Below are 17,596 nucleotides of genomic sequence, written 5' to 3'. Positions count from 1 at the left end.
GAAACCCCGGGCAGATGGGAAATTCTGGGTCGAAACGGAGCAACGGCCCGAACCGGGACGATGGTCTGAATGCCATTCCGGCACCCCGTGGCCGGTCGTTCTCAACCCGTTTGTAGCCTTTCCGCCGATGCGCGGGCCGCCACCACCTCTGGCGGCCCGCGCTGAGTACGTACGCGGTGAAAGTCGCCGGGCGTCGCACCCAACGGTGCCCGCCGACGCGAGAGACCCCGCGCCACATGCGGAAAGGGAGTGCCGGTGGAAGCGCTCAACGACGCGATCGTCGCGTTGAACGACACGTTCTGGCTGTACCTGATCATCCCCGTGCTCGCGGTGCTGAGCCTGTACTTCACGGTGCGGTCGAAAGCCGTGCAGATCCGGATGATCCCGGAGATGGTCCGCGCGATGGTCGGCAAGGCCGAGGTCGCCGAGGACGGCGGGAAGGCGATCTCGTCGTTCCAGGCGTTCGCGATCTCCGCCGCCGCCCGCATCGGCACCGGCAACATCGCCGGTGTGGCCACCGCCATCGCTCTCGGCGGCCCGGGCGCGGTGTTCTGGATGTGGACGATGGGCCTGGTCGTGGGTGCGGCGAGCTTCGTCGAGTCCACCCTGGCGCAGCTGTACAAGGTGCGGGACAAGTCCGGTTTCCGCGGCGGCCCGGCCTACTACATGCTGCACGGTCTGCGGGCGCGCTGGATGGGCGTGCTGTTCGCCGTGGTCATCACCGTGACGTTCGGATTCGTGTTCACCGCCGTGCAGGCCAACACGATCGTCGACGCGATCGTCACCTCCGCCGAGGCCACCGGGGTCAACGGCGACGGCTGGCTGGCGCCGGTGCTGGGCGTGGCGCTGGTCGCGCTGACCGCGCTGATCATCTTCGGCGGGGTGCGCCGGATCGCCCACGTCGCCGAGCTGCTGGTGCCGTTCATGGCCGGCCTGTACATGCTGCTCGGCCTGGTCATCGTGGTGCTCAACATCGGCGAGCTGCCCGGCATCATCGGCCAGATCTTCTCGCACGCCTTCGGTTTCGAGGCGATCGCGGGCGGCGGCCTCGGTGCGGCGATCGTGCAGGGCGTCCGTCGCGGCATGTTCTCCAACGAGGCCGGTCTGGGGTCGGCGCCGAACGCCGGTGCCACGGCCTCGGTCAGCCACCCGGTCAAGCAGGGCCTGGTGCAGACCCTCGGCGTCTACGTCGACACCCTTCTGGTGTGCTCGACGACCGCGTTCATCGTGCTGCTGTCCAACCCCACCTACGGTGACGAAGACCGCGGCGCCTCGATGACCCAGGAAGCGCTGCAGGCCAACCTGGGCAACTGGTCGCTGCACCTGATGACGCTGATCATCCTGCTGGTCGCCTTCACCTCGGTGCTGGGCAACTATTACTACGGCGAGTCCAACGTGGGCTTCCTGACCCGCAACCCGGCGATGCAGACCGGCTACAAGTGGATCGTGCTGGTCGTGGTGTTCCTGGGCGCGATCGGTTCCTCGGACCTGATCTGGAACCTCGCGGACACCACGATGGGCGTGATGGCGCTGGTCAACCTCGCGGCCATCGCCCCGCTGAGCGCGGTCGCCCTCAAGCTGCTGCGCGACTACAACGACCAGCGGCGCCAGGGCCTCGACCCGGTCTTCACCCGCGACCGCCTCCCGGAGCTCACCGGCATCGAGTGCTGGGACCCGAAGGAGAAGGTCACCGCCGACGCCTGACGGGCGACCGAGCGCGCGGGGCCGGGATTCGACCGAATCCCGGCCCCGCGGTCGTTCCTCAGCCCGGGCACGGTCCTGCTTCGACGAACGGCTTGCCGCAGGTCAGGATCCGCTCGGTCTGCTGGGTCCCGCCGTGGACGCGCAGGATGAAGATCGCCTTGTCCACCGGGACCTGGCCGGACGCCGATCCGTAGTCGATGTCGCCGCTGGTGCCGTGGACCGGCGTCAGGCCGTAGATCTGGTTGATGCCGCTCCACACCGTCGCCCCGTTCAGCGGCACGCCGTTGGGGGTGGCCTTGACGTTGAGGATCGCCTGCTGCAGCACGGCGATCGAGTCGCGGGCGAGCAGCGAACGACCGTCGAGCCCGCTGTCCCAGGCGGGCACGCCGTTGAACGAGACGTAGTCGAGCACCACGTTGCGGCGCTCGCGCATCTCGTGGTCCAGCACGAACTTGGTGGTGTCGTCGCTGGCCAGCAACCGCGGGTAGTTCGGCAGATCACCGCAGCGGCGCTGCACGGCGCTCAGGAACGCGCCCAGCTGGTCGGCGCGGCCGCTGAAGAACGCCAGCTCGTCCTGCCCGCACGGGATCTCCTGCCAGAACGCGGTGGGATTGCCGCGCGGGTCCATCCGGAGCCGGGGCGTGCTCGGAGCCAGCTCGCGGTGCACGTCCTCGGCCAGGTTGTTGCTGTAGGGATCGTTCTGGTCGTAGTAGACCGTGACACCGGTGGGCGGGGCCGGTCGCATCGCCCGCACGTAAGACCCCACGACGCGGGCCTCCTGGGCGTTCGAGGGTGCGATCTGGTGGTAGAGCTTGCTCAGCCCGGGCAGGTGGTCGGCGGAGGTCGTGATGCCCACCATCGGCAGCGTCGCCCGCTCCAGCCGCTTGATCGCCGCGTCGGTCCCGCGCCAGCTGCCTCCCATCCCGACCACGCCCACGACCGGTGCTTCGGTCTCCCGCTCGGCCAGCGCGGCGATCCGCTCCGCCACCTCCGCGCCGCGCCGCATGGCCGCTCCGCCGTTGGCCAGCAGGATGCGCAGCGGAAGCTGCGCGATCCGGGCGTCGCGCTGGGCGTTGATCAGCCCCTTGAGCTCCTCGACGGTGCCGGCCAGCGTGGTGGAGTCGGCGTCGGCCGTGGTCAGCGTGCCGAAGTAGACGATCGTGGCGTACGGGCGGTCGGGGTACTGCACGTGGTTCTGCTCGGCGAGCCGGTTCTGCTCGGCGATGATCTCCTGCAGCTGCACGAGCTCGGCGGCGTCGGCCATGTCGCGGGAGAACTGGTAGCTGCCGTCGGAGATCCCGATGCACTCGCCGGTGGACTCCCACAGCGCCGTGGTCGACAGATCCGGGTTCGCCCACGGCGTCCACAGCCCGCAGTGCTGCTCGCGGTGCACGAAGTACCCGCCGGTCGTGCCCAGCAGCAGCACGATCAGCCCCAACGCCGGTAACCGGCGCAGCAGGCGGGAGCGCTTGAGCAGCGGCAGGGCGCGGCCGAAGCCGGGCTCGTCCGGTGCGCTGCCCACCCGCAGCGGCACGTACCAGGCGGTGGGGGAGCGGCGTCGGCGCGCGTCCTGCAGCGACTTCTGCCACCCGTCCAGCCCGGCCGAGCCCTGCGAGGTCTCCTCGCCGCGCAACGGCTCGGCACCCGAGCCGATGACCAGCAGCGGGTCGGTGGCACCGGTCTCGTTGCGCACGTCGTTGAGCAGTCCCACGAGAGCCTCGCCGATCGTGCCCGGCTCCAGGTCCGCGAGCAGCAGCACCGGGTAGCTGTCGCGCGGCACCCACCGCCACCGCCACACGCGGCGCGTGTAGGTGTCGGAGAGGTCGGCGAGGAACGCGTGCACCAGGAGCTTGCGGACCTCCTGGGCGTTCTCCCACTGCGAGGGCGTGGAGATCAGCCGCTGCGCGAACGCGGGGAAGTCCGCGGACTCGCGGGGCGCGAGGTAGTGCTGGCGCATGAACCAGCGCGGCACCCGCCCGAACCGCACCCACAGGCCGTAGTACAGCGGGAACAGCAGGAGCGACAGCACGAACAGGTACCACGGGAGCTGCTCGGCCGCGGAGTTCCAGGCAGCGGACCGCGATTCGCCGTCGGCCTCGTTCTTGCGCCTTCGGCGTCCGCGTTCGATCAGGTAGTCGTGCAGCCGGTCCCGGATGTTGCTGCCCGGGCGGTGGGTCAGCTCGGGTCGCTGGTCGTTCTGCTGCAGGAGCCAGCTGAGCATCGTGTAGCGCGGGAACCGCAGGCGTCCCACGCGCGGCCACGAGTCGTGCTCGCGCAGCGATCCGGCGGCGGAGTCCAGCAGATCGCGGATCTGCACCGAGCGCCGCCGTTCGACGCTGCGCGGTTCCTCGCCGACGTCGAGCCGCGCGTGCGGGACGTTGCTGCCCAGGTGGTTCTCCAGCGAGCTGAGCAGCTGGTCGGAGTCGCCGTCGCGCAGCAGGTGGACGACGGGCTGGTCGGGAACGGGTTCGAGCCTGCGGTGGCGCAGCCAGCGCTGCTGGAGGTCGGCCTGCAGCCGTTCGGGTGAAATCCCTTGTTCCGCCGACACTTCCGACATCTCCGCCACCCCCTGGGCCGATCTTGTCCGGAAGACGGTACCGGGATCGCCCTGGGAGCGGGAGGAATTGCGCGAAGTGGGTCAGCGGGGTCTGCCGGGGATTCCGGGGCGGAGCTGCCACGGGTACGGGCCGTCGAGGGGCCGGTAGTCGACGCCGAAGGCGTCGAGGCGCGGCAGGTGGTGGTGAGCGAGGCGGTGGTGGAACTCCGCCGGGTCCCGCTCGCGGCTCCATGCGAGCTCGGCGAAGGCGCACAGCCGGGGGAACGCCGCGTAGTCGATGCGGGCGGTGGAGTTGAGGTGCTCGGTCCACACCTGCGCCTGCAGGCCCAGAACCCGCTCGGTCGGCGGGGTGTAGCCGTAGACGTTCTCCAGCGTGTTGAGGAAGCCGACCGGGACCGGTTCGTCGGGGTGCTCGGATTGCCGGTGGTCGAGGTAGAAGTGCGTCTCCGGGCACAGCAGCACGTCGTTGCCCGCCTCGGCGGCGCGGGTGACCGCTTCCGCGTCGTCCCAGGCCATCACGATGGTGTCCTGCGGCAGCGCCACCATCTGCATCGCGTCGTTCCAGGCCGACGTGCGCCTGCCGCGGGCGTGCACGTGCTCGATGAGCCGCCGCAGCAGCGCGCCGTGCGCGGGGGTGGCGCCGGGGACCTCGTCGCCGCCGAGGCAGATCACCGGGGACGGGAAGATCGCCATCACGTGGTCGAGGACGTCGCGGAAGAAGTCCACGGTCGTCCTGCGCGGCACCAGGATCCGGTCGCTGACGCCCCACGAGTCCCACACCGCGACGGGGTCGCCGCTGCCCAGCTCGGGGTAGGAGGCGATGGCGGCCTGGCTGTGGCCGGGCACGTCGATCTCCGGGACGACGGTGACGTGGTGCTCGCCGGCGTAGGAGACGATCTCCAGCAGGTCCTCGGTGGTGTAGTAGCCGCCGTGCGGCTGCCGGTCGTGCTCGGGCACCTCGCCGCGGCCGATCATGGAACGCTCGCGCCACGATCCGATCCGGGTCAGCTCGGGGTGCTGCGGGACCTCGACGCGCCAGCCCTGGTCGTCGGTGAGGTGCAGGTGCAGCACGTTGAGCTTGTGCATGGCCAGCAGGTCGATGAACCGCAGCACGTCCCGCTTGGGGACGAAGTGCCGCGCCACGTCGAGGTGGCAGCCGCGCCAGCCGAACCGCGGGTGGTCCTCGATCACCCCGCACGGCAGGGACAGCGGCTCGTCGCGGACGGGGGCGCGGCGGAACACGTCCGGCGGCAGCAGCTGCCGCAGCGTTTGGGCCGCGTGGTGCGCGGCGGCGGTGTGCTGCGCGGTCACCAGCGCCTGCTCGGGCCCGATCTCGATGCGGTGCCCGCTGAGGTCGGGGTCGATGCGGAACGCGATGGTCGGCTTGGCCGCCAGCGGCAGCGGAAGTCCCGTCGCGGCACCGACGTGCCTGCGGAACCAGCGAGCCACGCTCGGCTCGCCGCCCACGCTGGTGCGGATGTCGAGCAGCAGCCGGCCCGCCGCGTACTCGACTCGCCGCGGTCGCGGCAGCAGCGAGTGGAAGCTCATCCCTTCACCGCGCCGGACAGCCCCGACACCAGCTTCCTCTGGACGAGCACGAAGAAGATCAGAACCGGAATGGTCATCAGTGCGGAGCCTGCCATGATCGCGCCCCAGTCGTTGCCCTGCGGGCTGAAGAATACCAGGATCGCCATCGGCAGGGTCTGGTTCTCGGTCGCGGAGATGATGAAGGTTTTCGAGAACAGGAAGTCGTTCCACGCGTGGATGAACGAAAGCACGCTGGTAGCAACGAGTCCCGGTGCGGCCAGCGGGAAGAGGACCTGCCACACGAACCGGGTGCGGCTCGCGCCGTCGAGCGTGGCGGCCTCCTCCAGCTCGACCGGGACGGCGGCGACGAACCCGCGCAGCATCCAGATCGCCAGCGGCAGGCTGAACGCGAGGTGCACCAGCACCAGCGACCCCAGGTGGTTGAGGCCGAAAGCCGGTGCGGCCGAACCCACTTGGCGCATCAGGAAGAACAGCGGGATCGTCAGCGCCTCGACCGGGACCATCTGCGCCACCAGCAGCATCACCAGCAGCACCGCCCGGCCCCTGATCCGGAAACGGGTCAGCGCCACCGCCGCCAGGAACGACATCAGCAGCGACAGCAGCACCACCGCACCGGCGACGAGCGCGCTGTTGAGGAAGTAGCCGCCCAGACCGTCCACTGTGAACACCCGGCGGAAGCTCTCCAGCGTCGGCGCGGTCGTCCACGGCCGGGGATCGCTGGAGAGCAGCTCGGCTTCGGGCTTGAACGCCGAGAGCACCATCCAGTACAGCGGGAACGCGATGATCGCGGCGAGCACGACCGCGGTGGTGTTGGCGGCGAACCGGGCGCGCGTCATGCCAGGACCTCGGTCCCGTTCCGCCGCTGCGCGCGCAGGTACCCCAGCGTGATCACCAGCAGCAGCGCGGTCATCACCACGCCGATCGCCGACCCCGTGCCGTAGTTCGAGGCGGCGAAGGCCTCCTGGTAGGCGTAGACGTTGAGCACCATGTTCTGCCCGGCGACCCCGCCGCCGTTGGTCATCACGTAGATCTGCGTGAACACCTTGAAGTCCCAGATGATCGATTGCACGGTGGCGATGAGCAGCACCGGTCGCAGCATCGGCAGCAGCACGCTGCGCGCGGTCCGCCAGGTCGAGGCCCCGTCCAGCGCGGCGGCCTCGACGATCTCGCCGGGGATGCCGGTCAGGCCCGCGTAGGTGGTGACCAGCACGAACGGGAACGAGCACCAGATCACCTCGGCGGCCACCAGGCCGAAGGCGACGTACTTGTCGTAGGTCCAGGACATCCCCTCGGCGGCGCTGATGCCGATGCCGGTCAGCACCTCGTTGACCAGGCCGAAGTCCTGGTCGAACAGGAACAGCCACACCGTCGACCCGGCCACCGCCGGGGTCGCCCAGGCGCCGATCGCCGCGAGGAACAGCAGGATTCGCGGCAGCGGCGCGATCCGCGTCGCCAGCACGGCGAGGCCGATGCCCGTGGCCAGGCTGCCCAGCACGCAGACCGCGGCGAACGCGCAGGTCTGCAGCAGCACCACCCAGAACCGCTCGTCTCCCAGCAGCTCCAGGTAGTTGCCCGCGCCGAGGAATTCCAGCGGCGCGCCGCCGGAGGCCTGCGCCTGGCCGTACTCGTAGAGCGAGATCTGCACCAGCTGGTACAGCGGGTAGCCCATCATGGCGATGAGCAGCAGCGCCGCCGGTGCTAGGTAGAGCAGCGCCATCATCGGCCTTCGAAGGCGGCGTTCATGCTCGCCGCCGCCTGCCCGGCCGCCTCGGGAACCGGTGCGCCGCCGATGATCCGCTGCACCATCGTCGGCAGCACGCCCTGCGCGTCGATCGTCGACCACGCCTCGGTGGCGGGCACGAAGTGCGTCCCGCCGCGCAGCGTCATCACGAACGGGGCGGCGGCCGGATCGCGGTCGGCGACCTCGCTCTGCACGTCGAGGAACGTGGGCAGGTTGCCCATCGCCGCGTACATCTTGCGCTGGTGCTCCTTGCCCGCCAGCAGCTGGACGAACTCGCGCGCCAGCGTCGCGCGCTGCGAGGACTTCAGCACCGACAGCAGGTTGCCGCCCGCGAAAGCCGGTGCGGTGGAACCGGGTCGGGCGCCGGGCAGCGGGACCACGCCGTACTTCCCGGCGACTCCGGCGTCGACGGCCTTGCGGTTGAAGTCGCCGCCGATGGTCATCGCGGCCTTGCCGGAGGCGAAGGCCTGCACGCTCTGGCTGCCGGTCATGTCGGCGCACTGCTCGGGCGGGCACGCCCCGCTGGTGATCAGCCGGGCGTAGTCGGCGATGCCGCGTTGCGCCTCGGGGCTGTCGATGGTCGACACCCAGCGCTGCCCCTCCTGGCGAGCGAGGTCGCCGCCCGCGGCCCAGATGAACGGCATCAGCGCGTAGTGGTACTTGCCGCCGGTGGCGATGCCGTAGAGGTCGGGGCGCTGCTCGCGGATCCGCTGCGCGGTCGCCAGCAGCTCGCCGGTGGTGCGCGGCGGCTGCAGACCGAGCTCGGCGAACACGTCGGTGCGGTAGTACAGCGCCCGCACGCCGGTGTACCAGGGCACGCCGAAGACCTTGCCCTCCACGCGCGCCGTGTCCAGCGCGGAGGGGGAGAGGTCGGCGGATTCGGGCCACTGGGGCAGCTTCTCGGTCAGGTCGGCCAGCCCGCCCGCCGCGACGTAGCCCGCGAGGTCGGTGTTGCCGACCTCGGCTACGTCGGGCGCGCTGGCGGGATCGTTGAAGGCGCCGGTGAAGCGCTCGGAGCGGGTCTCCACCGCGATGTACTGCACGTCGACGTCCACGCCCGGGTGCTCGCGCTCGAAGCTGGTCACCGCGTCGTCCACGGCGGCCTGCTTGGGGCCGCGGTTGGCCTCGTCGAACAGCCACACGCGCAGCGGTCCCGTCCGCTCGTCGACGTCCGGCCCCGACTGCTGGACCTGCGGTGGTCCGCAGGCCGTGAGCAACGCGGCGACGGCGACGGCGATGACGGCTCTTCCTGCGCGCATGACTGGTCTCCGTGTCTGCTGGAGCGGGTGCTGGGGGTCAGCCGTGGAAGGTGATGGCCGCGACCGACGGGCAGGCGTAGCTGTCCGGAGTGGGCGTGAGCGCGCCGGTCTCGGCGTCGCGGGCGAGGCGGGTGATGGTGCCCGCGCGCTGGTTGGCCACGAACAGCGAGGTCTCCTCGGGGTCCAGCGCGCAGTGCCGCGGCCAGTTCCCGCCGGTGGGCGTGGCCGACTGGAACGTCAGGGCCCCGTTGTCGACGGAGAAGACGGCGACGGTGTCGTCGCCCCGGTTGGTGGCGTAGACGAACCGTCCGTCGCGGGTGATCGCGATCTCGGCGGGGAAGTTCTCCCCGGCGGCCTCGGGCGCGCGGCTGCTGATGACCTGACCGGCGGTGAGGTTGCCGGCTTCCGGGTCCCAGCCGAGGACGGTGATCGTCGAGTTCAGCTCTGCCAGCAGGTAGGCGGTGGTGCCCTTGAACACCAGGTGTCGCGGGCCGGTTCCGGCGGGCAGCGCGAGCTGCTGGTGCTGGGTGAGCTCGCCCGCGTCGAAGGCGTGGACGAAGACAGAGTCCGCCCCGAGGTCGACGGTCACGACCCACTTGCCGCTGGGGTCGACCAGGACCTGGTGGGCGTGCGGTTCGGCGCCGGGGTGCTGGACCAGCGCGGTGTTCTCGCCGATGCCGCCGTCCGGGTTGCGGCGGTGGACCGCCACCGTCCCGTCGCCGTAGTGCGCGGTGAGCACGTACTCCCCGGTGGGGTGCACCGACAGGTGGGTGGGCGCGTTGCCGCCGCTGGGCGCGGTGTTGATGATCCGCGGTTCGTGCGTGCTGACGTCGATCGCGGTGATCGAGCCCTGCGGCTGCTCGTTGGTGACGTAGAGGAACTCGTGGTCCGGTGACCAGGCGAAGAACGACGCGTCGGCGACGCCGTCGAGGGTGCCTGACGGCGCGAGGACGCCGTTCATGGCCCGCATCGCGATCTCCACGCCCCGCCCCGCGGGCTGCGAACTGGTGTAGCTGCCGATGAAGGTCATCAGACCTTCGTGCGCGTGCGCCGCGGCGGTGCTCGGCAGTCCTGCCCCCGCTCCCGCGCCCGACCGACCGGCGGCCGACGCGCACCCGACGGTCGCCCCGGCGACCCCCAGGGCCCCGACCGCGCTCAAGAACCCACGACGCGAAAACGAACCAGCCACGACGTTCTCCCAGCTAGACGACAGAGCAGAAGCGAAGTCTGTCGCAGCCCCACCATGTGGACTAGACCAAAACGGCCTAACCCGCCCACCCCCGAAGGCCCTAACCCCGAAAAAGTTCACCCCGCAGGAGATTTGCGCGAAATCGCCACCCGACCGCGCGGTCGCAGACCCGACGCTCCGACCCCCCGGTCGAAACCGCAACATTCGTCGCGCGAAAACCGCGGTTTTCGTCGCACGAATGTCGCGGTTCTCGACGGTCAGGGGAGCAGGGGGGAGAGTGCGGCGGCCGTTGCGAAGGCGATGAGGGAGAGGAGGGTTTCCAGGACCGTCCAGGTCTTGAGCATGTCGGAGACCGGGATGCCGAAGTAGCGGGAGATGATCCAGAAGCCGCCGTCGTTGACGTGCGAGGCGATGATCGACCCGGCGGCGATGGCCACGGCGATCAGCGCCAGCTGCGGCTGCGACAGACCGGCCGAGGCGACCAGGGGGGCGACGATGCCGCCCGTGGTCACGATCGCCACCGTCGCCGAGCCCTGCGCGATCCGCAGACCGCTGCTGATCACGTACGCCGAGACGATCATCGGCAGCCCGATGCCCCGCAGCGAGCCGGCCAGGGCGTCGCCGACGCCGGTCTCGGCCAGCACCTTGCCGAAGAAACCGCCCGCGCCGACGACCAGCAGCAGCATCCCCAGCGGGCGCAGCGCCCCGGCGGTCAGCTCGGACAGGTCCCGGCCGGTCATCCCGCGCCGGGTTCCCAGCAGCCAGAACGACAGCAGCACCGCGAGCGTCAGCGCCACCGTCGGGTTGCCCAGGAACGTCAGCACCGACAGCGGGCCGCTGCCCTCCGGCAGCGTGATGCTGCCGAACGTCGCCCCGAGGATCAGCACCATCGGCAACCCGATGATCAGCGCGACCACGCCCAGCGACGGATCGCGCCGGCCCTCGCGCTTGGCGGCGAGCTCGTCGGCGGTCGCCAGCATGTCGGCGGGCACCGGCAGGTCGATCCGCTTGCCGATCCACACCGGGTACAGCAGGCCCGCCACCGCGAAAGCGGGCAGCCCGCAGACCAGTCCCATCAGGATGATCCAGCCGAGGTCCACGCCGAGCAGACCCGCGGCCACCACCGGACCGGGGTGCGGTGGCAGGAACGCGTGCGTCATCGACAACCCGGCCACCAGCGGCAGGCAGTACAGCAGGATCGAGCGCTTGCCCTGCCGCGCCACCACGTACACCAGCGGTGCCAGCACGAAGATGCCGATGTCGAAGAACACCGGGATCCCGAAGATCAACCCCGACAGCCCCATCGCCAGCGGCGCCCGGTTCTCGCCGAACGCCGCGAGCAGCTTGCGGGTCAGCAGCTGCGCGCCGCCCGAGGCCTCCAGCATCGAGCCGAGGATGGTGCCGAGCCCGATGATCGCGGTGATGTGCCCGAGAATGCTCGCGAAACCGCCTTCGAGCAGCGAATCGCTGCTCTTCTGCGCGGTGCCCACGATGTCCTCCACCGGCAGCCCGGCGGCCAGCGCGATCAGCAGTCCGCTGACCAGCAGCGCGATGAACGGCTCGATGCGGAACCGGATGATCATCACCAGCAGCACTGCGATCCCGGCCGCGCACAACGTGAGCAGTCCGGACGTCGAGTGCTGCAGCCAGTCGAGGAACACGGGGACTCCTAGCGGTTCTCGCGCAGCGCGCGTCCGGGGAGAGCGTCGGTCCGATGTCCGTCGTCGATCACCGGCACGCCGTTGACCAGCACGTGCGGGATGCCGACGGCCTGCTGCCGGGGTTCGTCGAAGGTGGCGGTGTCGCGCACGGTCTCGGGGTCGAACAGCACCAGGTCGGCCACGTGGCCCGTCCGGACCCTGCCGCGATCGGTGAGCCCGAGGCGGTCGGCCGGCCGCGAGGTCATGTTCCGCACGCACTCCTCCAGCCCGAGCACGCCGAGTTCCCGCACGTAGTGGCCCAGGTAGCGGGGGAACGTGCCCCACGCGCGCGGGTGCGGGCGCGCGCCGACCAGCAGCCCGTCGCTGCCCGCCGTGTGTGTGCGGTGGCGCATGATCGCCCGCACGTTGTCCTCGTGCCCCACGTGCATCAGGCACGAGGCGCCCAGCCGCTCGTCGACCAGCACGTCGAAGTAGAACTCGGTCGGCTGCGCGCCCGCGGCCAGCGCCGAATCGGCCACGCTGCGGCCGACCAGGTGCGCGTTGCCCGGTTCGCGGACGCCGTTGATCTCGATGGTGCTCCAGTCGACCGGGACGCCGTGGCAACCGTCGGAGCCCTCGACCTCCAGCACCTCGCGAATCCGCCGCCGCTGCGCGGGATCCCGCAACCGGTCCACCGTCGCGGTCACGCCACCGGCCATCGCCCAGCTCGGCAGCAGCGCGTGCAGCGAGGTGCTGCCCGGCAGGTACGGGTAGGTGTCGAGGGTGATGTCGCACCCGCCGTCGAGCGCCGCGTCCAGCATCGCCAGCAGCTCACCGGCCCGCCCGGCGTTGACGCCGAAGTTCATCGTCGCGTGCGCCAGGTGCAGCGCGCACCCGGAGGCGCGGCTGACCTCGATCATCTCCTCGTAGGCCGCCAGCGCCCCGGCTCCGTAGCTGCGGTGGTGCGGGCTGTAGTAGCCGCCGCGCGCGGCCACGACCTCGCACAACGCCGTCAGCTCCGCGGTGTCGGCGTACATCCCGGGCGTGTAGGTCAAGCCCGAGGACATCCCGAACGCGCCCTGGGCGAGCGAGTCGTCCAGGACCTCGCGCATCCGGTTCAGCTCGTCGTCGGTCACCGGACGGTCCTCGTAGCCCGCGCACAGCAACCGAAGCGTGCCCTGCGGCACGAGGTAGGCGGCGTTGGTGGCGATGCCGGTGTCGAGCCGGTCGAGGTACTCGGCGACGCTGCGCCAGTTCCAGTCGAAACCCGGCGGATCGTCGTTCCACCCGGCCAGCTGCGCGCGCAGCGTCTCCAGGGTGGCGTCGTCGACGGGGGCGTAGGACAGCCCGTCCTGGCCGATGACCTCCAGCGTCACGCCCTGGGAGACCTTCGCGGTGTGGTCCGGTTCCGCCAGCAGCCGCAGGTCCGAATGCGCGTGCATGTCCACGAAACCGGGGGCCAGCACGAGCCCGTCGGCATCGACGCGGCGACGTCCGCTCAGCGTTCCCGCGTCGGCGATCTCGGCGATGCGCCCGTCGGCGACGCCGACGTCGGCGAGGAACCCGGGACCGCCGTCGCCGTCGACCACCTGCGCGCCGCGATAGACGATGTCCACAGTGGATCTGTTCCTCCGGTCACACGCCGGGCAATTGGTCTGCACCGGGTGGTCGAATGGTAAGTACCATTCCCGGGGAAAGCAATGGAGATCGGTTTCGACCGAATTCTCGCTCCACGACGCCGAAAATCCCGGAAGGACACCGACATGAGCAGGACCGTGGTGAGCACCGACGCCGCACCGAAGCCCCCGGCGAACATCCCGCTGTCGCAGGGCGTGCGCAAGGGCAACATCCTGCAGGTCTCCGGCCAGACCGCGGTCGACCCGGCGACCGGGAAGGTCGTCGAGGGCGGTGTCGCCGAGCAGACCGAGCAGTGCCTGCGCAACGTCATCGCCATCATCGAGGCCGAGGGCGGCTCGCTGGAGGACGTGCTGATGCTGCGCGTCTACCTCACCGACACCGCGCAGTTCGCCGAGATGAACGAGGTCTACGCCCGCGTCGTCGGCGAGCCCTTCCCGGCCCGCACCACCGTCTACGTCGGCCTCCCGGCCGGTCTCCTCTGCGAGATCGACGCCCTCGCGGTCCTCGACTGAACTCGGTGGGGGAAGTTTTCATGAAAACTTCCCCCACCCCTCAGAAGTACGTCCGGATCAGGTCGGTGACCTCGTCGCCGTCGACCACCGGGATCAGGGTCCACTTGTCCAGGACCGTGCAGGGGTGCGACAGGCCGAAGGCGATCCAGTCGCCTACCTCGACCTCGGCCCCGGTGAGCTTGAGGAACGCGTGCTGATCGGCCAGGCCGGTGACGTGGCAGGAATCGGCCGCCAGGTCCCGGATCTCGCCGTCCTCGCCGCGGATCGCCTGGGGTTCCGGCAGGCCCTGGTCGAACGAGACGTCGCGGCGACCCATCGTCAGCAGCGCCAGGTCCGGCTCCGGCCGCGACATGACCTGGGCCCAGATGCGCATCGCCGGGCGGAACGGCGCCTCCGAACCCGCCAGCCGGTGCTCGCGGCCGAACGGTGAGCGGACCCGGTAGAAACCGTCGTCGTGCAGCAGGTACCCGCCGCTGCGCAGCACCGGCACCACCGGCAGCCCCACCGGCCACGGCCGGGTCAGCGCCTCGGCGACCTGGTCGAAGTAGGCGCTGCCGCCAGCGCTGACGATCACCTCGTCCACCCCGTCGAAGTGGCCCGCCTCGGCGAACTCGGCCACCAGCGCGCGGAATTCGCCCAGGTAGTCGTCGATGGCCGACAGCGAGGACTCCGCGATGTCGTGCGCCACCTCGCCCTCGTAACCCGACAGCCCGACCAGCCGCAGCCGCGGCTCGGCCGCCACCGCCGCGGCCACCTCGCGCGCCTGCTCGGCGGTGCGCGCACCGGTCCGCCCGCCCGGCACGCCGAACTCGACCAGCACGTCCACCGGCCGCCGCCCGCCGTGCTCGGCGATCGCCGCCCCCATCAGCTCGACCCCGCGCGGCGAGTCGACGTAGCAGCAGAACGAGAAGTCCGGATCGGCGTCGAGCTCGGCGGACAGCCAGGCCAGGCCGTGCGGATCGACCAGCTCGTTGGCGAACAGCACCCGCTGCACCCCGAACGCCCGGTACACCCGCAGCTGGCTGACGTTGGCGGCGGTGATGCCCCACGCCCCGTGCTCCAGCTGCCGCTCGAACAGGCGGGGAGCCATCGTGGTCTTGCCGTGCGGCGCGATCCGCAGGCCGTGCTCGTCGCACCAGGCGGCCATCGTGCGGAGGTTGTGCTCCATCGCGGCGTCGTCGAAGGTCAGCAGCGGTCCGACGAAACCGGCCTCGAACAACCGCGGTCGCTGAGCCAGGAACTCGCCCGCGGTCGTGCCGAACGCCTGGGCCGGCATGCCCTTGAACCGCCAGTCGATGGTCTCGTCGCGCAGCGCGCGGACCGCTCCGGTGTTGATCCCCTCGGGCACGCCCGGCCTCCTATTGCATGTTGTGCAACGACTGTTGCGCGACGAACGACATCGGTGTGTAGCATTGCCCGCTTCGTCGAGTCAACGATGATCGGAGACGCCGGTGAGTCAGAGCCTGGAACGCGGACTGGCCGCGCTCACCGCGCTGGCCGAGGGCCCGCAGACGCTCGACGGACTGGCGCAGCGGCTCGGCGTGCACAAGACCACCGCGATGCGCCTGCTGCGCACGCTGGAATCCGGCCGCTTCGTCCGCCGCGAGGACGCGCACCGGTACCGGCTCGGCAGCGCCGTGTTCGCCCTGGCCCACCAGGCGCTCGACGACCTCGACGTGCGCGAGGTCGCCCGCCCGTTCCTGGCCGGGCTGGGGGAGCGCACCGGGCACACGATCCACCTGGCGATGCTCGACGAGGACCAGGTCGTCTACATCGACAAGGTCGACAGCATCCACCCGGTCCGGATGTACTCGCGGATCGGCCGCCGGGCCCCGCTGCACTGCACGGCGGTCGGCAAGGCGCTGGTCGCGGAGCTGGGGCAGCAGGAGCGGGAGAGGCTGGTGCGGCGCATCGGCTACCCGAAGCTCACGCGGGGCACGATCGACTCACCGGACCGCTACCTGGAGGAGCTCGAACGGGTCCGCACCCGGGGTTACGCGACCGACCGCAGCGAACACGAGGAGTTCACCCACTGCATCGCCGCGCCGGTCCGCAACCACCGGGGCGACGTGGTGGCGGCGACGTCGATCTCGGTGCCGAAGGTCCTGCTCTCGTGGGAGGACCTGCTCGGCTGGCTCCCGGATCTCCGCCGGACCGCGGCGGAGATCTCCCGGGAGCTGGGCAGCCGCCAGTAGATCAGTAGACGGGGCCCGTGTACTTCTCGCCCGGGCCCTGGCCCGGCGCGTCGGGGTGGGTCGAGGCCTCGCGGAAGGCGCGCTGCAGGGACTGCAGACCGTCGCGCAGCGGGCCGGCGTGCGGCCCGAGGTACTCCACCGAAGCCGTGATCAGCCCGGCCAGCCCGGTGATCAGGCGGCGCGCCTCGTCGAGGTCGAGCTGCGGGGCGGCGTCGGGGTCGTCGTCGGCGAGCCCGAGCTTCTCCGCCGCCGCGGACATCAGCATCACCGCAGCGCGGCTGAGCACCTCGACGCTGGGAACATCCGAGAGGTCGCGTACGTTGAGCTCGACATCCGCGTCGTGTGCCGGCTCACCGGCACCGGTCGTGGCGTTCGGGGGAGTGGTTGGCTGCGGTTCGCTCACGCCTGCTACCCTGACACGCACGACCAGCCCCCGCTGCGGCGGGGGCGGCAAAGTGGAGCCCCGCTCCCACCCGAGCAGCCGCCGAGGCCGCCGGGTTCCGGTCCTGTCGACGCCCGTGGGGTGTCGGTGGTGCGAACGGTATCGCTGATACCGGTTCGATCGGTTTGGAGTCAGGGTCCCGCGGTGTCCGCGCAATGCGGAAACGCCGACGGGACCTTTGCATTCCGGGGTGAGCTCTACACGCCGTGGTGTGCAGTACACAGCCATCGAACCGAGGAGGCCCCATCAGCTCCGAGACGCGCATCAATGACCGCATCCGGGTTCCGGAAGTCCGCCTGGTCGGACCCAACGGTGAGCAGGTCGGGATCGTCCGCATCGAGGACGCCCTGCGCCTGGCCCAGGAAGCGGATCTGGACCTTGTCGAGGTCGCCCCGCAGGCGCGCCCGCCGGTCTGCAAGCTCATGGACTACGGCAAGTTCAAGTACGAGAGCGCGCAGAAGGCTCGCGAATCGCGTCGCAACCAGCAGCAGACCGTCATCAAGGAGCAGAAGCTCCGGCCGAAGATCGACCCGCACGACTACGAGACGAAGAAGGGCCACGTGTCCCGCTTCCTCGGTCAGGGTCACAAGGTCAAGGTGACGATCATGTTCCGCGGTCGCGAGCAGTCGCGGCCCGAGTTGGGCTTCCGCCTGTTGCAGCGACTGGCCGATGACGTGTCCGAACTCGGGTTCATCGAGGCGAACCCGAAGCAGGACGGTCGGAACATGATCATGGTTCTGGCGCCGCACAAGACCAACAAGACCAAGCCCAAGGCCAACGCGTAAGCGCTGAGCCAGGGCTCGTGATGTGAGGCCGGGTCGGGACGCTGGCCGCGCCCCCTCCCGGCTCCAGTACGAAACGAGGACGGAAGATGCCGAAGAACAAGACCCACAAGGGCACCTCGAAGCGCTTCAAGGTGACCGGTTCGGGCAAGCTGCGGCGCGAGCAGGCCGGTCGCCGGCACATCCTGGAGAAGAAGTCCAGCCGCGTCACCCGCCGCCTCGAGGGCACCGAGGCCGTCGCCAAGGCCGACGTCAAGCGCATCAACAAGCTGCTGGGTCGCTGACGCCGACTTCCCCGCTGCGCCCGCGAGGGAGCAGCTCGGCATCGCACCATCCAGCCACCCGAACCGGGCGGCACCCCACCGCCCCCGATGAGATAACAGGACGGA

15 protein-coding genes are annotated in these 17,596 nt (G+C 70.5%); 5 read left to right on the top strand and 10 right to left on the bottom strand.

Going from position 1 to position 17,596, the window contains the following annotated elements; translation table 11 throughout:
• Positions 1–255 precede the first annotated feature (255 nt).
• Positions 256–1,704, top strand: coding sequence for an alanine/glycine:cation symporter family protein (locus REH65_RS06725; RefSeq protein ID WP_406691737.1), 1,449 nt, complete (start codon positions 256–258; stop codon positions 1,702–1,704).
• A gap of 58 nt (positions 1,705–1,762) precedes the next feature.
• Here REH65_RS06725 and REH65_RS06720 read toward each other — a convergent pair whose 3' ends face one another.
• From REH65_RS06720 to REH65_RS06685, 8 genes are all read right to left on the bottom strand, one after another.
• Positions 1,763–4,261 carry a hypothetical protein gene (locus REH65_RS06720; protein WP_406691736.1) on the bottom strand — a complete coding sequence of 833 codons (2,499 nt, stop codon included), beginning with the start codon at positions 4,259–4,261 and terminating at the stop codon, positions 1,763–1,765.
• Positions 4,262–4,342: 81 nt separating this feature from the next.
• On the bottom strand, positions 4,343–5,809 hold the full coding sequence (locus REH65_RS06715; protein ID WP_406691735.1) for a beta-N-acetylhexosaminidase: 1,467 nt from the start codon (positions 5,807–5,809) through the stop codon (positions 4,343–4,345).
• A complete protein-coding gene (locus tag REH65_RS06710; RefSeq protein ID WP_406691734.1) occupies positions 5,806–6,645 on the bottom strand; it encodes a carbohydrate ABC transporter permease in 840 nt (279 codons plus the stop codon). Before REH65_RS06710 ends, REH65_RS06715 begins: the two co-directional genes overlap by 4 nt.
• On the bottom strand, positions 6,642–7,529 hold the full coding sequence (locus REH65_RS06705) for a carbohydrate ABC transporter permease (RefSeq protein WP_406691733.1): 888 nt from the start codon (positions 7,527–7,529) through the stop codon (positions 6,642–6,644). Before REH65_RS06705 ends, REH65_RS06710 begins: the two co-directional genes overlap by 4 nt.
• On the bottom strand, positions 7,526–8,809 hold the full coding sequence (locus tag REH65_RS06700) for an extracellular solute-binding protein (RefSeq protein ID WP_406691732.1): 1,284 nt from the start codon (positions 8,807–8,809) through the stop codon (positions 7,526–7,528). The genes REH65_RS06705 and REH65_RS06700 overlap by 4 nt, the downstream gene beginning before the upstream one ends.
• A gap of 37 nt (positions 8,810–8,846) precedes the next feature.
• Positions 8,847–9,968 carry a lactonase family protein gene (locus REH65_RS06695; protein ID WP_406691731.1) on the bottom strand — a complete coding sequence of 374 codons (1,122 nt, stop codon included), beginning with the start codon at positions 9,966–9,968 and terminating at the stop codon, positions 8,847–8,849.
• A gap of 287 nt (positions 9,969–10,255) precedes the next feature.
• Positions 10,256–11,659, bottom strand: coding sequence for a GntP family permease (locus tag REH65_RS06690; RefSeq protein WP_406691730.1), 1,404 nt, complete (start codon positions 11,657–11,659; stop codon positions 10,256–10,258).
• A gap of 8 nt (positions 11,660–11,667) precedes the next feature.
• The gene (locus REH65_RS06685; protein WP_406691729.1) at positions 11,668–13,254 is read right to left on the bottom strand and encodes an amidohydrolase family protein; all 1,587 of its coding nucleotides are present in this window, start codon (positions 13,252–13,254) and stop codon (positions 11,668–11,670) included.
• Between the two features lie 147 nt (positions 13,255–13,401).
• Between REH65_RS06685 and REH65_RS06680 the strand changes: the two genes are divergently transcribed.
• Complete coding sequence (locus REH65_RS06680; protein ID WP_281455977.1) at positions 13,402–13,788, top strand: Rid family detoxifying hydrolase; 387 nt, start codon at positions 13,402–13,404, stop codon at positions 13,786–13,788.
• Positions 13,789–13,828: 40 nt separating this feature from the next.
• Here REH65_RS06680 and REH65_RS06675 read toward each other — a convergent pair whose 3' ends face one another.
• On the bottom strand, positions 13,829–15,064 hold the full coding sequence (locus REH65_RS06675; protein WP_406693105.1) for an amino acid deaminase: 1,236 nt from the start codon (positions 15,062–15,064) through the stop codon (positions 13,829–13,831).
• A 175-nt stretch (positions 15,065–15,239) separates the two neighbouring features.
• Between REH65_RS06675 and REH65_RS06670 the strand changes: the two genes are divergently transcribed.
• The gene (locus REH65_RS06670) at positions 15,240–15,983 is read left to right on the top strand and encodes an IclR family transcriptional regulator (RefSeq protein ID WP_406691728.1); all 744 of its coding nucleotides are present in this window, start codon (positions 15,240–15,242) and stop codon (positions 15,981–15,983) included.
• A 1-nt stretch (position 15,984) separates the two neighbouring features.
• Here the strand turns inward: REH65_RS06670 and REH65_RS06665 are convergent, their stop codons facing one another.
• The gene (locus REH65_RS06665) at positions 15,985–16,269 is read right to left on the bottom strand and encodes a DUF1844 domain-containing protein (RefSeq protein WP_406693104.1); all 285 of its coding nucleotides are present in this window, start codon (positions 16,267–16,269) and stop codon (positions 15,985–15,987) included.
• Between the two features lie 365 nt (positions 16,270–16,634).
• On the opposite strand from REH65_RS06665, the gene infC reads away from it, so the two are divergent.
• Positions 16,635–17,210: a translation initiation factor IF-3 gene (infC, locus tag REH65_RS06660; RefSeq protein ID WP_281455975.1), complete on the top strand. Its 576-nt coding sequence runs from the start codon at positions 16,635–16,637 to the stop codon at positions 17,208–17,210.
• An 86-nt stretch (positions 17,211–17,296) separates the two neighbouring features.
• A complete protein-coding gene (gene rpmI, locus REH65_RS06655) occupies positions 17,297–17,491 on the top strand; it encodes a 50S ribosomal protein L35 (protein WP_093415814.1) in 195 nt (64 codons plus the stop codon).
• The last annotated feature ends 105 nt before the right edge of the window (positions 17,492–17,596 follow it).

The organism is Saccharopolyspora sp. ID03-671 (assembly GCF_045278815.1).
Taxonomy (GTDB): Bacteria; Actinomycetota; Actinomycetes; order Mycobacteriales; family Pseudonocardiaceae; genus Saccharopolyspora; species Saccharopolyspora ipomoeae.
Note: the sequence above shows the minus strand (reverse complement) of the source record. Positions and strands in the feature narration are given on the sequence as shown.

Excerpts from the sequence above, each read along its gene's own strand:
- REH65_RS06720 (WP_406691736.1), bottom strand. The coding sequence starts at position 4,261 with ATGTCGGAAGTGTCGGCGGAACAAGGGATTTCACCCGAACGGCTGCAG.
- REH65_RS06715 (WP_406691735.1), bottom strand. The coding sequence starts at position 5,809 with ATGAGCTTCCACTCGCTGCTGCCGCGACCGCGGCGAGTCGAGTACGCG.
- REH65_RS06710 (WP_406691734.1), bottom strand. The coding sequence starts at position 6,645 with ATGACGCGCGCCCGGTTCGCCGCCAACACCACCGCGGTCGTGCTCGCC.
- REH65_RS06705 (WP_406691733.1), bottom strand. The coding sequence starts at position 7,529 with ATGATGGCGCTGCTCTACCTAGCACCGGCGGCGCTGCTGCTCATCGCC.
- REH65_RS06700 (WP_406691732.1), bottom strand. The coding sequence starts at position 8,809 with ATGCGCGCAGGAAGAGCCGTCATCGCCGTCGCCGTCGCCGCGTTGCTC.
- REH65_RS06680 (WP_281455977.1), top strand. The coding sequence starts at position 13,402 with ATGAGCAGGACCGTGGTGAGCACCGACGCCGCACCGAAGCCCCCGGCG.
- REH65_RS06675 (WP_406693105.1), bottom strand. The coding sequence starts at position 15,064 with ATGCCGGCCCAGGCGTTCGGCACGACCGCGGGCGAGTTCCTGGCTCAG.
- rpmI (WP_093415814.1), top strand. The coding sequence starts at position 17,297 with ATGCCGAAGAACAAGACCCACAAGGGCACCTCGAAGCGCTTCAAGGTG.